Annotated in this window: 13 protein-coding genes and 1 riboswitch; of the genes, 11 read left to right on the forward strand and 2 right to left on the reverse strand. The window is 75.4% G+C overall.

All coding sequences use genetic code 11. The annotated features are described in order from the left end of the window. Positions 1-22 precede the first annotated feature (22 nt). Positions 23-1678 carry a urocanate hydratase gene (gene hutU / locus Q0963_RS15785; protein WP_299447911.1) on the forward strand — a complete coding sequence of 552 codons (1656 nt, stop codon included), beginning with the start codon at positions 23-25 and terminating at the stop codon, positions 1676-1678. Between the two features lies 1 nt (position 1679). Here hutU and Q0963_RS15790 read toward each other — a convergent pair whose 3' ends face one another. Next, positions 1680-2189 (reverse strand): aminoacyl-tRNA deacylase, encoded by a 510-nt coding sequence (locus Q0963_RS15790; RefSeq protein ID WP_299447913.1) that lies wholly within the window; start codon positions 2187-2189, stop codon positions 1680-1682. Between the two features lie 71 nt (positions 2190-2260). Here Q0963_RS15790 and Q0963_RS15795 point away from each other — a divergent pair, with 71 nt between their 5' ends. Genes Q0963_RS15795 through hutI form a run of 3 tightly spaced genes read left to right on the forward strand, consistent with a single transcriptional unit; the run spans position 2261 to position 6026 of the window. Continuing rightward, positions 2261-3505: an allantoate amidohydrolase gene (locus Q0963_RS15795; protein ID WP_299447915.1), complete on the forward strand. Its 1245-nt coding sequence runs from the start codon at positions 2261-2263 to the stop codon at positions 3503-3505. Beyond that, positions 3502-4827: a formimidoylglutamate deiminase gene (locus Q0963_RS15800; RefSeq protein WP_299447917.1), complete on the forward strand. Its 1326-nt coding sequence runs from the start codon at positions 3502-3504 to the stop codon at positions 4825-4827. Before Q0963_RS15795 ends, Q0963_RS15800 begins: the two co-directional genes overlap by 4 nt. Beyond that, positions 4824-6026 (forward strand): imidazolonepropionase, encoded by a 1203-nt coding sequence (hutI, locus tag Q0963_RS15805; RefSeq protein WP_299447919.1) that lies wholly within the window; start codon positions 4824-4826, stop codon positions 6024-6026. Before Q0963_RS15800 ends, hutI begins: the two co-directional genes overlap by 4 nt. Positions 6027-6042: 16 nt before the next feature. Here hutI and Q0963_RS15810 read toward each other — a convergent pair whose 3' ends face one another. Next, a complete protein-coding gene (locus Q0963_RS15810) occupies positions 6043-6321 on the reverse strand; it encodes a DUF4235 domain-containing protein (RefSeq protein WP_299447920.1) in 279 nt (92 codons plus the stop codon). A gap of 96 nt (positions 6322-6417) precedes the next feature. Further along, positions 6418-6522: riboswitch (TPP riboswitch) on the forward strand. A 70-nt stretch (positions 6523-6592) separates the two neighbouring features. Between Q0963_RS15810 and Q0963_RS15815 the strand changes: the two genes are divergently transcribed. The 7 genes from Q0963_RS15815 to Q0963_RS15845 all read left to right on the forward strand — a co-directional run. Then, on the forward strand, positions 6593-7294 hold the full coding sequence (locus Q0963_RS15815; protein ID WP_299447922.1) for an ECF transporter S component: 702 nt from the start codon (positions 6593-6595) through the stop codon (positions 7292-7294). 4 nt (positions 7295-7298) lie between these two features. Further along, positions 7299-9572, forward strand: coding sequence for an ATP-binding cassette domain-containing protein (locus tag Q0963_RS15820; RefSeq protein ID WP_299447924.1), 2274 nt, complete (start codon positions 7299-7301; stop codon positions 9570-9572). Positions 9573-9648: 76 nt separating this feature from the next. Then, complete coding sequence (locus tag Q0963_RS15825; protein ID WP_299447926.1) at positions 9649-10164, forward strand: SigE family RNA polymerase sigma factor; 516 nt, start codon at positions 9649-9651, stop codon at positions 10162-10164. Next, positions 10161-11468 carry a hypothetical protein gene (locus tag Q0963_RS15830; protein WP_299447928.1) on the forward strand — a complete coding sequence of 436 codons (1308 nt, stop codon included), beginning with the start codon at positions 10161-10163 and terminating at the stop codon, positions 11466-11468. Before Q0963_RS15825 ends, Q0963_RS15830 begins: the two co-directional genes overlap by 4 nt. A 25-nt stretch (positions 11469-11493) precedes the next feature. After that, complete coding sequence (locus Q0963_RS15835) at positions 11494-12738, forward strand: MFS transporter (protein WP_299447930.1); 1245 nt, start codon at positions 11494-11496, stop codon at positions 12736-12738. A 51-nt stretch (positions 12739-12789) separates the two neighbouring features. Next, on the forward strand, positions 12790-13503 hold the full coding sequence (locus tag Q0963_RS15840) for a DUF5701 family protein (protein ID WP_299447932.1): 714 nt from the start codon (positions 12790-12792) through the stop codon (positions 13501-13503). Positions 13504-13594: 91 nt separating this feature from the next. After that, on the forward strand, positions 13595-14088 hold a 494-nt coding region (locus tag Q0963_RS15845; RefSeq protein ID WP_299447934.1), incomplete at its 3' end, for a hypothetical protein.

Consider the following 14088-nt stretch of genomic DNA (forward strand, 5'->3'; position numbering starts at 1 on the left):
CGATCTCCCAGGAGGCGACAGCATGGACGGCGCCCGCCCGGTCCGCAGCCCTCGCGGCACGACCCTGACCGCCCGCCAGTGGAGCACCGAGGCCCCGCTGCGGATGCTCATGAACAACCTCGACCCCGAGGTCGCCGAGCGCCCCGACGACCTCGTCGTCTACGGCGGCACGGGCCGCGCCGCCCGCGACTGGCGGTCCTTCGACGCCATGTTCCGGACCCTGACCACCCTGAAGGCCGACGAGACCATGCTCGTCCAGTCCGGCCGCCCCGTCGGGGTCATGCAGACCCACGAGTGGGCGCCGCGGGTCCTCATCGCCAACTCCAACCTCGTCGGCGACTGGGCCACGTGGCCGGAGTTCCGCCGCCTCGAGCACCTCGGGCTGACGATGTACGGCCAGATGACCGCCGGCTCGTGGATCTACATCGGCACCCAGGGCATCGTCCAGGGCACCTACGAGACCTTCGCCGCCGTCGCCGAGAAGCGCTTCGGCGGCACCCTCGCCGGCACCCTGACCCTGACGGCCGGCTGTGGCGGGATGGGCGGTGCCCAGCCGCTCGCCGTCACCTTCAACGAGGGGGTCTGCCTCATCGTCGACGTCGACCCTGCGCGCCTGCGCCGCCGCGTCGAGCATCGCTACCTCGATGTCGTCGCCGACTCCCTCGACGAGGCCGTCGACATCGCCGTCCGCGCGAAGCAGGAGCGCCGGGCGCTCTCGGTCGGCGTGGTCGGCAACGCCGCCGAGGTCTTCCCCGAGCTGCTGCGCCGCGGTGTGCCCATCGACATCGTCACCGACCAGACGAGCGCCCACGACCCGCTCAGCTACCTCCCCGAAGGCATCGGCCTCGACGAGTGGGCCGAGTACGCCGAGAAGAAGCCCGAGGAGTTCACCGACCGGGCCCGGGCGTCGATGGCGCGGCACGTCGAGGCGATGGTCGGCTTCCTCGACGCCGGCGCGGAGGTCTTCGACTACGGCAACAGCATCCGCGACGAGGCCCGCCAGGGCGGCTACGACCGTGCCTTCGCGTTCCCCGGCTTCGTGCCCGCCTACATCCGTCCGCTGTTCTGCGAGGGCAAGGGCCCGTTCCGGTGGGCCGCGCTCTCGGGCGACCCGAAGGACATCGACGCCACCGACCGCGCGGTCCTGGACCTCTTCCCCGACAACGACCGCCTCCAGAAGTGGATGCGCGGGGCGCGCGAGCGCATCGCGTTCCAGGGGCTGCCCGCCCGCATCTGCTGGCTGGGCTACGGCGAGCGCGACCAGGCCGGCGCGGCGTTCAACGACCTCGTCGCCCGCGGCGAGGTCAGCGCCCCGCTCGTCATCGGTCGCGACCACCTCGACTGCGGCTCGGTCGCCTCGCCGTACCGGGAGACGGAGGCGATGGCCGACGGGTCGGACGCCATCGCGGACTGGCCGCTGCTCAACGCCCTCGTCAACACGGCGTCCGGCGCGAGCTGGGTCTCGATCCACCACGGCGGCGGGGTCGGCATCGGCCGGTCGCTGCACGCCGGGCAGGTCTCGCTGGCCGACGGCACGCCGCTGGCCGCCGAGAAGCTGCGCCGCGTCCTCACCAACGACCCCGGGATGGGCGTCATCCGGCACTGCGACGCCGGCTATGAGCGGGCCGACGAGGTGGCGGCGGAGCGGGGCGTGCGGATCCCGATGCGTGAGGGCTGAGTCAGGCCGGCTCGGTGACGTCGGCGACGTCGGCGTCGAGCACCGCGACGAGCGCGTCGGCGCCGACGGTGGCCGAGACCCCGTGCGCGCCCGCCCCGATCGAGACGGTCCGGCCGGTGATCGTCGCGTCCGCGAGCACCGGCAGCGCCCGCAGCGACCCGAACGGGGTGATGGTGCCGCGCTCGTACCCGGTGACCTCCCGGGCGGTGTCGGCATCGGGCATCGAGACGCGGTTGACCCCGAGGTGGGCCCGCAGCTTGGGCCAGGAGATCTCGCGGTCGCCGGGGACGAGGACGAACAGGTAGTCGTTCTCGGCCCGCCGCACGACGAGTGTCTTGACGATGCCCGCGGGCTCGACCCCGCGCAGCCGCGCCGCCTCGGCCAGCGACGACACCGGCCCGTGGCTCGTGATGTCGTGGGCCATGCCGGAGGCCGCGAGGGCTCTGCGCGCCCGCTCCGCACCGTCCGTCACCCGGCCAGCGTAGGGCGAACCCCGGTCGCGGGCACCCATGTCTCTCACGCGAGACAATCGACGCGCGCCTGCGGCCCCGTGCGAGCCCGTCGCTTGATCCAATGGGCGTCATGAGCAGTGCGTCGGCACCCGGGGGGGCGACCCTCGCCTTCCGCCGGATGTGGCGTGACCTCGAGGAGGTCGGCCTCGACCCGAGCTCCGGCGGCTACCGACGGTTCGCCTGGACCCGCCCGGACCACGACCTGCGCGAGTGGTTCGCGGGGGAGTGCGCGGCCCGCGGGCTCGACCTGACGACCGACCGGATGGGCAACCAGTGGGCGTGGTGGGGCGACCCGGACGCCGCGGTCGCGGCCGGTACCCCCGGGGTGGTCGCGGGCTCGCACCTGGACTCCGTCCCGGACGGCGGGGCCTTCGACGGGCCGCTGGGCGTCGTCAGCGCCCTGGCCGCGGTGGATGCACTGCGCGAGCGGGGCGTCAGCCCGGGCCGACCCATCGGCATCGTGAACTTCGTCGACGAGGAGGGCGCCCGCTTCGGCGTCGCGTGCACCGGCTCGCGCGTCATCACCGGGGCGATGTCGCCGGACCGGGCGCGAGGCCTGCGCGACGTCGACGGGGTGACGATGGCCGAGGCGATGACCTGGGCCGGCGGCGACCCCACGCACCTCGGGCGCGACGACGAGACGCTCGCCCGCATCGGCACCTTCGTCGAGCTGCACGTCGAACAGGGCCGCTGGCTCGAGGACTCCGGCCATGCCGTCGGTGTCGGCAGCGACATCTGGCCGCACGGGCGCTGGCGCATCGACGTGCCCGGCATGGCCAACCACGCGGGGACGACGGCCCTGCACCATCGGGAGGACGCGATGCTCGGGCTCGCCGCCGCCGTCATCGCCGCCCGCCGGGCCGCCGAGGAGCACGGGGCCCTCGCGACGGTGGGCAAGGTCGAGGTCACGCCCGGCGGCGTCAACGCCATCCCGAGCTGCGCCACGTGCTGGCTCGACGCGCGCGGTGCGGACCCCGAGGCCGTCCACCGGGTGGTCGCCGACGTGCGCAACGTCGTGGCGGACTTCGACGCGCTCGTCACCGAGGAGTCCTGGACCCCGTCGACGGCGTTCGACCCCGCTCTCGCGCAACGCATCTCGACCCGGCTCGGCGGAGTCCCCATCATCGGGACGGGCGCGGGCCACGACGCGGGCATCCTCGCGAACGCGGGGTTCTCCACCGCGATGCTCTTCGTCCGCAACCCCACGGGGGTCAGCCACTCCCCGGACGAGTGGGCGACGGCGGACGACTGCCTCGCAGGGGTGGGTGCGCTCGCGGACGTCCTCGAGGACCTCGCCGGACCGACCGCTGCATGAGCACCTACTGGTGTGAGCAGGCCATGCTGCCCGGCGGCGCCAGCCGGCGCGTGCGGGTCGTCACCGAGCACGGGCGCATCGTCGAGGTCCGCTCGGACGAGCCCGCGGACCCATCGGACGTCGTGCTGCCCGGTCTGGTGTACCCGGGCTTCGCCAACGCCCACAGCCACGCCTTCCACCGCGCGCTGCGCGGCCGCACGCACGCAGGGGGCGGGGACTTCTGGACGTGGCGTCAGGGGATGTACGCGCTCGGCGAGCACCTCGACCCCGACGGCTACCGCAGCCTCGCGACCGCCGTCTTCGCCGAGATGGTGCTCGCGGGGTACACCGTCGTCGGGGAGTTCCACTACCTCCACCACGGGCCGGGCGGGGCCCGGTACGACGACCCGAACGCCATGGGCCAGGCGCTCGTCGCGGCAGCGGCGGACGCGGGCATCCGGCTGACACTCCTGGACACCCTGTACCTGGCCGGCGGACTGACCGCGAGCGGGCACACGCCCCTCGACGCCGTCCAGCAGCGCTTCTCGGACGGCTCGGCCGAAGCATGGGCCGAGCGGGTGTCCGCACTGCGCCCGGGCGGGCTCTGGCGCGTCGGGGCGGCGGTCCACTCGGTGCGGGCCGTGCCCTGCGACGACCTCGGGGTGCTCGGCGAGGCAGCCGCCCGCGGGCAGTGGCCGGTGCACGCCCACCTCTCCGAGCAGCCCGGCGAGAACCTCGCGTGCGAGGCGTTCTACGGCCGCACGCCGGCCCGGCTGTTGGCCGACGAGGGCCTGCTCACCGAGGACACCTCGCTCGTCCACGCCACCCACCTCACCGACGACGACATCGCCGTCATCGGTGCGGCCCGCTCGTGCGCGGTCTTCTGCCCGACGACCGAGCGCGACCTCGCCGACGGCATCGGCCCGGCCCGGGCGCTCACCGACGCGGGGGCCGCCCTGGCCCTCGGGTCCGACCAGCACGCCGTGATCGACCCGTTCGAGGAGGTCCGCGGGGTCGAGATGCACGAGCGCCTCCAGAGCCTCGAGCGTGGCCGCTTCGCCCCGGCCGACCTGCTCGGGGCGGCCACGCTCCACGGCTACCGCTCGCTCGGCTGGCACGACGGCGGGATCATCGCGCCGCACCACCTCGCCGACCTCGTCGCGGTCCGCACCGACAGCCCCCGCACCGCCGGCGCGGCCACCGACCAGGTGCTCTACGCCGCGACGTCCGCCGACGTCACCGATGTCGTCGTCGGAGGCGAGCAGGTCGTGTGCGGGGGGCGGCACCGCGTCGGCGACGTCGGCGCGCTCCTCGGGCAGTCGATCGCGGCGGTCCGGCGATGACCGGCCGGCGCTCCCGCCTCGTCACCGGCATCGGCGAGCTCGTCACGTGCGCGGGCCCCGACGGCGGCATCGCCCCGGACGACCTCGCGGCACCGGCCGACGAACGGCTCGGCATCGTCCCCGACGCCGCGCTCGTCGTGGCGGACGGGCGGGTCGCCTGGGTGGGGCGGGCCGTCGACGCCCCCGCGGCCGACGAGCGGCTGGACGTGGGCGGGCGGGCCGTCGTCCCCGGCTTCGTCGACAGCCACAGCCACCTCGTCTACGCCGGCGACCGGGCCGCCGAGTTCACCGCCCGGATGGCCGGGACGCCCTACGACGGTGGGGGGATCGGGGTGTCGGTGGCCGCCACGCGGGCCGCCTCCGACGACGAGCTGCGCGCCCTGCTCGCCGCCCGGGTCGCGGAGGCCCGGGCCCTCGGCACGACGACGCTCGAGGTCAAGAGCGGGTACGGGCTCACCGTCGAGGACGAGGCCCGGTCGCTGCGACTGGCGCGGGAGGTGACCGACGAAACGACGTTCCTCGGCGCGCACGTCGTCCCCCCGGAGCTGCGCGAGGACCGGGCCGCCTACCTCGACCTCGTCACCGGCCCGATGCTCGAGGCGTGCGCCCCGCACGCGCGGTGGGTGGACGTGTTCTGTGAGCCGAACAGCCCGCACGCCTTCACCGAGGCCGAGGCGCGGCGGGTCCTGGACGCCGGCCGGGCGGCGGGCCTGGGGCTGCGCGTCCACGGCAACCAGCTCGGCCCGGGCCCCGGGGCGCGGCTGGCCGTCGAGCTCGGGGCCGCCTCGGTCGACCACTGCACCTTCCTCGACGACGCCGACGTCGAGGCACTGGCGGGAGCGGCCGCGACGACGGTCGCGACCCTGCTCCCGGGCGTCGAGTTCTCGACCCGGATGCCGTACGTCGACGCGCGGCGCCTCCTGGACGCCGGGGCCTCGGTGGCGCTGGCGTCGGACTGCAACCCCGGGACGTGCAACACGGCATCGATGGCGTTCGTCCTCGCCCTCGCCGTGCGCGAGATGCGGATGACGGCGGCCGAGGCCCTCGTCGCCGCCACCGTCGGCGGGGCCCGGGCGCTGCGGCGCACCGACGTGGGGCGCGTCGCCGTGGGGTGCCGCGCCGACCTCGCGGTGCTCGAGGCGCCCTCGTACCTGCACCTGGCCTACCGACCCGGCATGCCCCTGGCCCGCGCGCTCTGAGCGCAGGCGCCGTGGGCTAGGAGACGGGCTCCTCGCGGATCTCCTTGGGCAGGTGACCGGCCGAGTTGCGGTAGTACGCGGCGGCCTTGCGGGCGGTGAAGGTGCGGGCGGCGCCCACCGCGAGCCCGGTGATGGCGGCGTAGGCGACGGCCTTGACGAGCGGCGCGTCGGGGTTCTTCGGGTTCACCTCGTCCTGCCCGGCCTTGGCCCAGACGAGGTTGACGACCTTGGTGGCGAGCACCCCCGCGAGGATGGCGCCTCCGGTGCCGAGCAGCTTCCAGGCGGCGGTTCCCATGAGTGGTCCTTCCGGGTGATCGGCGGTGGACGGGAGCGTCGGGCTCCCGCCCGGCGGGCTCTCGCCACCCTAACCCGCAGGCGATATGCTCGAGCCGTCCAACGACAGGGGAGCGCCCCAAGCGCTGAGAGTGCGGTCCGCCGCAGACCCTCGAACCTGATCCGGTTAGCACCGGCGATAGGAAGTCGGGAATCTCAGGCGTGCTCCGTCGCCATGCGGTGACGGTCACGCCTCCCCGAGGTCATCACCGACCACGGGAGAAGAAGCAGTCATGGCCACGAGCACCACCGAGGCGCCGAGCACCCGGCGCTCCATCCCCGCGACCCGCCCGCTGCTGGGCTGGCGCACCGTCGACATCCTCACCCTCGCCTTCCTCGGCGCCGCGCTCGGCGTGGCGTTCTGGGGGTGGGGCGTGTTCTACAACGGCCCGATCACCGCCCTGAAGATCGGGTACGCCCCGCTCATGGGGCTCTTCGTCGGCCCGTGGTTCCTCGCCGGCATCGTCGGCGGGCTCGTGGTCCGCAGGCCCGGTGCCGCGCTGTTCTGCGAGGTCGTCGCGGCCCTGGTCTCGATGGTCCCCGGCACCGAGTGGGGCGCCTCGGTCCTGGTGTCCGGGATCCTCCAGGGCCTCGGCGCCGAGCTGGCGTTCGCGCTGCTCGGCTACCGGCTCTTCGGCGTCGGGGCGGCGGCGCTGGCAGGGGTGCTCTCGGTGCCGCTGGAGTGGCTCTTCGAGACCGTCTCCTACCCCGCGTCCTGGGCCGAGGTGCCGGTGCTGTCGGTCCTCGCCGGGGGCGGCGGCTGGTACGCCGAGTGGGTGTGGCGCGACAAGCTCGTCTACCTCGCGGCGATGGGGGTCTCCGGCGTCGTCCTCGCGGGCGTCGTCGGCTGGCTCCTCGTCCGGGCGCTGGCGCGGGCGGGGGCGCTCTCGGCGTTCCCGGCGGGCCAGGAGCACCGGGAGTCCCGAGCTGTCTGAGGACGTGGCGCTCGCGACCCGGGGGCGGGTCGAGGTCGACGCGCTCACGTGGCGCCCGTTCGGGCGCCGCGAGCCCGTGCTGCGTGACGTCGGCCTGTCCATCGCCCCCGGTGAGCGCGTGCTGCTCGTCGGCCCCTCGGGGTCCGGCAAGTCGACCCTGCTGCGTGCTCTCACCGGCCTGCTCGGGTCCGTCGAGGCGGGGGAGCTGAGCGGTGGGGTGACCCTGGACGGCGCCCGTCCCGGGAGCCGCCCCGGCGACGTCGGGCTCGTGCTCCAGGAGCCCGGGTCCGGCGTCGTGGCCGCCACCGTGGGGCGGGACGTCGCGTTCGGGCTCGAGAACGTCGGGGTGCCCCGGGAGGCGATGCCGGCCGCCGTCACCGCGGCGCTGGCGTCGGTGGGGCTCGAGGATCTCGCCCTCGACACCCCCACGTCCGCCCTGTCGGGCGGGCAGACGCAGCGGCTCGCGCTCGCCGGCACGCTCGCCCTCGACCCGGCGCTCGTCCTGCTCGACGAGCCGACGGCGATGCTCGACCCGGAGTGCGCCGCCGAGGTCCGCGAGGCGGTCGCCGGGCTCGCTGGAGCGGGTGGGCGCACCCTCGTCGTCGTCGAGCACGTCCTCGGCCCCTGGGTGGACCTCGTCGAGCGTCTCGTCGTGCTGTCCGCCGAGGGCCGGGTGGTCGCCGACGGTCCCGTCGAGCAGGTGCTGCACGAGCGCCGGAGCCTCCTGCTCGAGATGGGCATCTGGGTGCCCGGGGCGGCCGCACCGGAGCCCCTCGCCGTCGACCCGACACTCTTCTCCGCGGTCGGGGGCGGGCCGGCGCTGGCGGCCACGCCGTTCGCGGTCGAGCGCACGACCCGCCTCCTCGACGGCACGGCGCGCACCACCCGGGCGGCCGAGCTCACCGCTCCCCTGACGGCGACGCCGGGCGGGCTGACGGTGCTCGTCGGCCCGAGCGGGTCCGGGAAGTCGACGATCCTCCACGCCTTGGCCGGGTTCCTGCCGACCGCGCCGGGTGGCGCCGTCACCGTCCTCCCGAACGTGGGTGAAGACCGTCGGGACGGCGACGATCTTCACCCACATCCGTCCGTCGACCCCGCCGGCCTCGAGGCGCCGGCCCTCGCCGCGGTCCTCGCGTGGGTGCCGCAGTGGGCGAGCTCGACGATCGTCACCGGGACGGTGCTCGACGAGGTGCGCGCCACCTCCCGCTCGCTCGGACTCGACGACGACGAGACCACGGCCCACGCCCGGTCGCTCCTCCGGTCGCTGGGCCTGGAGCACCTGGAGCAGGCGGACCCGCGTGAGCTGTCCGGCGGCGAGCAGCGACGCCTGGCGGTGGCGGCGGCCCTCCTGCACGGGCCGGCCGTGCTCCTCGCGGACGAGCCGACCGTCGGGCAGGACCGGCACACCTGGGCCGCCCTCGTCGGGCTCGTCGCCGCATACCGCGCGGCCGGGGGGTCCGTCGTCGCCGCCACCCACGACGCGAGCGTCGTCGCCCGGGCCGACGTCGTGCACGCCGTCGTCGCCCCACCGCGCCCGGCCGACCCGCCACCGGCCCGCACCCCGCTCGTGGCCCGCTGTGCGCCGCTGGCGCTCCTCGCGGGGGCGACCCTCGGCATCCCGGCGGGGGTGCTGTCCCCGCACTGGTCGACGACGCTCCTCGTCCTCGCGACCCAGGTCGTCCTGGCCGCGGTCGGCCTCGCCGCGCCCGGTGCGGGCGCGCCGCCGCGGGGCCGGGCTCGCACGGTGGCCCTGCGGACGCTGCCCGGGCTGCTCGCCGCGCTGTCGGTCGGCTGGTCGACGTGGTGGCTCGCGGGGCACGACGTCGACGCGGCGCTCACGGTGGCCCTGCGGGTGCTCGTCATCGTGGTCCCGGCGGCGGTGCTCATCCCGTGGGTCGACCCCGACCGGCTCGGTGACCACCTGGCCCAGCGGCTCGGCCTGCCGGACCGGCCGGTCGTGGCCGTCTCGGCCGCCCTCCAGCGGGTCCACACCTTCGCGGCGGTGTGGTCCGAGATCGGGCGGGCCCGCCGGGTCCGGGGCATCGGGGTGTCCGCGCGGCGCCCCGCGTCGGTCCTCGACCACGTCACCGCGCTGACGATGGGTCTGCTCGTCCGCACCCTGCGCGCCGCCGCGGAGCTCGCCGTGGCGATGGACGCCCGCGGGTTCGCCACCGCGCAGCGCCGCACGTGGTGGGCGCCCGCCCCGTGGCGGTGGCGCGACACCGCCCTCGTCCTCGCGGCGACGCTCCCCCTCGTCGTGGCGGTCACCGCCCGCTGACGGTCCGGTCCGGGGTTCCACCCGCGCACGCACCCGCGTCCGTACTCTCCAGTGACGGTGACGAAGGGGAGGGACCATGGCCGACCGGGCCGCGTTCGACGCGTACGTGCGGGACCGCTGGGTCCCGCTCGTGCGCACGGCAGCCCTGCTGACCGGGGACCGCCACGCCGCTGAGGACCTCGCCCAGGAGGCGCTCATCCGCGCGGCGCACCACTGGCACCGCGTGGACCCCGCGACCGCTGACGCGTACGTCCGCCGGATCCTCTACACCCGGTCGGTCGACGCCTGGCGGTGGCGGCGGCGTCAGCCCGACCCCGCCGAGCCCGGCCCCGACCTCGCGGACCGCCGCGACGGCGCGAGCGCCGCCGACTCGCGACTGACCCTGAACGAGGCGCTCCGACGACTGACACCCCGTCAGCGGGCCGTCCTCCTCCTGCGCTTCTACGAGGACCGGACCGAGGCGCAGACCGCCGTGATGCTCGGGTGCTCGGTCAACACGGTGAAGTCCCAGACCCGGCACGCGCTCGGGCGGCTCCGCGAGCTGGCCCCGGAGCTCGCCATGACCTTCGGACGCGAGGAGGCGCCACGATGAATCCACACGACACCCTCGGTCCGGCGCTCGACGCCCTCGCCGCAGACCTCGCCGGTGACCGGGTCGTCCCGCCGGACGCCTCCGACGCCTGGCAGTCCGGGGCGCGTCGCCGGTGGCGGCTCCGCGGGCTCGCCACCACCGTGGCCGTGCTGGCCGTGGCCGCCGTCGTCGGGACGATCGCGCTGCCGGGCGTGCGGCCCGAGTCCATGCCGGCGTCGCGGCCCGGCGAGCCGCTCCCGTCCTACCCCGCCCGGGTCGCGATGCCGTGGCGGGTGGCCGACACCGCCGCGCCGGGGCGGAGCGCCCTTGCGATGGTCCGGCCCGACGCCCCCGACCCCGTCGTCCACGTGGTCGGGCCCACGGGGGCCGTCACCACGCTGCGCACCGGCGCCGAGCCGATGGAGCAGGGGCTCAGCCTGTCGCCCGACGGGCGGGTGCTCGCGCTCGGCACGGTCGTCCACGACCTCGAGACGGGGCAGGAGCGGGACCTCGCCGTCGGTGGCGTCACGGGCGCCGGATGGTGGAGCCCGGACTCGCGGCGGCTGTACCTGCCGGGGCCGGGTGGACAGGGCGTGGTCGTCGGTGTCGACGGCGACCGCGTGGTCGTGCCCCCGAGCGGGGGCGGCGACGGCGTCGTCGCGGCCGGCTGGGTCGACGACGCGACGGTCCTGGCGGTCTGGCAGTCGGGAGCGGGCACCTTCACGCTCGCCTCGTGGCGTCTCGGTCGGAGCGACTGGACCCTGGGGCCGTCCATCGACTGGCCGGCATGGCCACAGGGCCACCGGCTGGGCGCCTCGGTGTCACCGGACGGGACCCGGATCGTCCTCTACGGGACGTCGGACGTGGCCGGTCCCGACGGCCCACCACCGGTCGTGGGGCAGGTCTTCGACGTCGCCTCAGGTGACGTGGTCGGCATCCCCGTGGGGGACACCCCGGCCGCCGCCGCCGAATGGGACAGGGAGTCCTTCCTCCACTGGCCCGGCACCGGGTGCCGCCCCGCCTGGCGGGACGGTGCCCCCGTGACGACCGACGGTGCCGCCCGGTCCCTCGACCCCGCGCAGGACGACCTCGTCGTGCTCTCGCCGGCCTTCGGCTCACCGTGCCTGGCCGTCGCCGGTGGTGGCTTCCACGGAGAGCCGTCGGCGAACACCGCTGCCGTCTGGTCCGAACGGGTTCGCACCGGGCTCCCGTGGCTGCTGCTCGTCCTGGCGGGCGGGCTCGTCCTGTGGCGGTTCGCCCGCGGCCGTGCGTGGGCCGGGGGCCACGAGCAGCTGCCCCCGATGCCGCCACCGTACGGGCGCTGACGCCGGGCAGGCATACTGGTCGATCGTGCCCGCCGACCCCGCGACGACCCCCGCCGGGCGGGTCCGCATCCCGCGTGAGATCTGGGTCCTCATCGCGTCGGCCTTCGTCATCGCCCTGGGGTTCGGGCTCATCACCCCGGTGCTCCCGCAGTTCGCCCAGAGCTTCGGGGTGGGCGCCACCGCGAGCAGCATCGTCGTCAGCGCCTTCGCGTTCTTCCGGCTGCTCTTCGCACCCACCGGCGGCCGGCTCATCGCGCGGCTCGGCGAGCGGCCCATCTACCTCGGCGGCCTCCTCATCGTCGCCGTCTCCACCGGAGCCACCGCCTTCGCGAGCTCGTACTGGCAGCTCCTCGTCTTCCGCGGGCTGGGCGGCATCGGGTCGGTGATGTTCACCGTCTCGGCGGTCGCTCTCATCGTCCGGCTCGCACCCCCGTCCATCCGGGCGCGGGTGTCCTCCGCGTACGCGTCGGCCTTCCTCATCGGTGGGGTGGGCGGCCCCGTCGTCGGCGGCCTGCTCGGCGGGCTCGGGCTCCGCGTGCCGTTCCTCGTCTACTCCGCGGCGCTCCTGCTGGCGGCCGGCATCGTCTTCGTCTTCCTCAAGGACGCCTCGCTGCGGCCGAAGCCCGGCGACCCCGTGCTGCCCGCCATGACGGTCCGGGACGGGTGGCAGGACAGCGCCTACCGGGCCGCCCTCGGCTCCGGCTTCGCCAACGGCTGGGCCAACTTCGGCGTCCGCAACGCGATCCTGCCGCTCTTCGCCGCCGCCGTCATCGTCGACCAGAGCCTCGACCAGGCCGCCCTGGCGAGCCAGCAGTCGCTCGTCGCCGGTGCCGCGCTCGCCGTCTTCGCGGCGGGCAACGCGATCGGGCTGACCTTCGCCGGGCGCACCTCCGACCTCGTCGGGCGCAAGCCCTACATCGTCGGCGGGTTGATCGTGTCCGGGCTCGCCACCGCCGCCACCGGGTTCGCCACCGACCTGCCGACGCTCATCGTGCTGTCGGTGGTCGCCGGGGTCGGCGCCGGGACGCTCAACCCCGCGCAGCAGGCGTCCCTCGCGGACGTCGTCGGCCGCGAGCGCAACGGTGGCCCCGCGCTCGCGGCGTTCCAGATGTCGGCCGACACCGGCGCCATCATCGGCCCGATCATCGCGGGGGTCCTCGTCGACCGGGGCAGCTACGGCCTGGCCTTCGCCGCCACCGGCGTCATCACCCTGCTCGCCGTCGTGCCCTGGGTGCGGGCTCGCGAGACCCACCCGGTACGCGCCACCTGAGGTTCGGCCGGGCCCGCTCGGGGAATCCCAGCCCGGTGGGAAACGTTGACGATGGGCCGCCCCATCGACACCCGGAGGTCCGCCATCACCGATCCCGATGTCACGAGGTCCGCCCGCGCCGAGCTCGACCGCCAGGTGACGACCCTGCTCCGCCTCGGGTACCCGGCGCTGGCCGCGCAGACCGAGTCGGCCTTCCTCCGGCGCCTCGCGCCGCTGCGTGAGGTCGCGGACGGTCTCGGCGGCCTGGCTCCGGGTCGGCCCGGGTCGGTCCCGCTCGTCCTCGTCGTCACCGGCGCGGTCGTCGACCCGCAGCACACCGTCCCGCTCCTGCGCCTCGCGCCGGCTGGGACCCGGCCGGGCATCGTCGACCGCAACCACGGCGAGGAGGGGCTGGCGCCGTACCGCCCGATCCCCCAGGTCGAGCTCCCCCACCCGGACGCCTATCTGCTCCTCGACGTCGACCGCGGCGAGGAGTTCCGCGGAGTGCGCCCCGAGGAGGCGCTGCCGGTGGTCCTCGGACGCGGGCGGACCCCGCTCACCATCGAGGACGGGGTCGCCGTCGTGACGCACGCGCCGCACCTGCTCGCGAAGAACGCGTGCTTCATGCTGTCGGGTTCGCGCCGCGGCGACCGGCGCGTCCCCGCGATGTGGATCAGCGCGGGCGCGCCCAAGCTCGGCTGGTGCTGGGACGGCAACCCGCACGACTGGCTCGGCGTGGCATCCGCCGGGTCCCGTGTCGCCGCGGGGTCCGGCACCCATACGTAGCGGAGAGTCCGTCGACAGGTTCCGCACAGGACCCGAGCCCATCGTGGGAGCTCGAGGGGGAACGACCCCCACCCTCACGAAGGAGCCAGCCATGAACCCCAGGACCCTCAAGCTCGCGGCAGTCTCCGCGGTCACCGTCGGAGTGCTCGGTGTCGGCGGCGCATCGATCGCACTCGCCGCGGATGCCACCCCCAGCCCGAACCCCTCCGCCTCCGCCGGTACCGGCGGTGACGGAGACGGCAAGCGCGGGGGCCACGCGCACACCGAGGTCACAGGTGACGAGGCCGACAAGGTCATCGCCGCGGTCGAGGCCACCGACTCGGCGGTCACGATCGAGTCGGTCCGCAAGGACGAGGACGGCTCGTACGACGCGATCGGCACCAAGGACGATGCGAAGGTCGCCTTCGACGTCAGCGCCGACCTCGCGACGGTCACCGAGCGCGCCGGCGGCAAGGGCGGTCGCCACGGCGGCCGCGGCGGCCACGCGCACACCGAGGTCACCGGTGAGGAGGCCGACAAGGTCATCGCCGCGGTCGAGGCCACCGACTCGGCGGTCACGATCGAGTCGGTCCGCAAGGACGAGGA

Source organism: uncultured Phycicoccus sp. (assembly GCF_947495705.1).
Taxonomy (GTDB): domain Bacteria; phylum Actinomycetota; class Actinomycetes; order Actinomycetales; family Dermatophilaceae; genus Phycicoccus.

Coding starts and splice junctions, on each gene's coding strand:
- hutU (WP_299447911.1), top strand. CDS start 23: ATGGACGGCGCCCGCCCGGTCCGCAGCCCTCGCGGCACGACCCTGACC.
- Q0963_RS15790 (WP_299447913.1), bottom strand. CDS start 2,189: ATGGGTGCCCGCGACCGGGGTTCGCCCTACGCTGGCCGGGTGACGGAC.
- Q0963_RS15795 (WP_299447915.1), top strand. CDS start 2,261: ATGAGCAGTGCGTCGGCACCCGGGGGGGCGACCCTCGCCTTCCGCCGG.
- Q0963_RS15800 (WP_299447917.1), top strand. CDS start 3,502: ATGAGCACCTACTGGTGTGAGCAGGCCATGCTGCCCGGCGGCGCCAGC.
- hutI (WP_299447919.1), top strand. CDS start 4,824: ATGACCGGCCGGCGCTCCCGCCTCGTCACCGGCATCGGCGAGCTCGTC.
- Q0963_RS15810 (WP_299447920.1), bottom strand. CDS start 6,321: ATGGGAACCGCCGCCTGGAAGCTGCTCGGCACCGGAGGCGCCATCCTC.
- Q0963_RS15815 (WP_299447922.1), top strand. CDS start 6,593: ATGGCCACGAGCACCACCGAGGCGCCGAGCACCCGGCGCTCCATCCCC.
- Q0963_RS15825 (WP_299447926.1), top strand. CDS start 9,649: ATGGCCGACCGGGCCGCGTTCGACGCGTACGTGCGGGACCGCTGGGTC.
- Q0963_RS15830 (WP_299447928.1), top strand. CDS start 10,161: ATGAATCCACACGACACCCTCGGTCCGGCGCTCGACGCCCTCGCCGCA.
- Q0963_RS15840 (WP_299447932.1), top strand. CDS start 12,790: ATGGGCCGCCCCATCGACACCCGGAGGTCCGCCATCACCGATCCCGAT.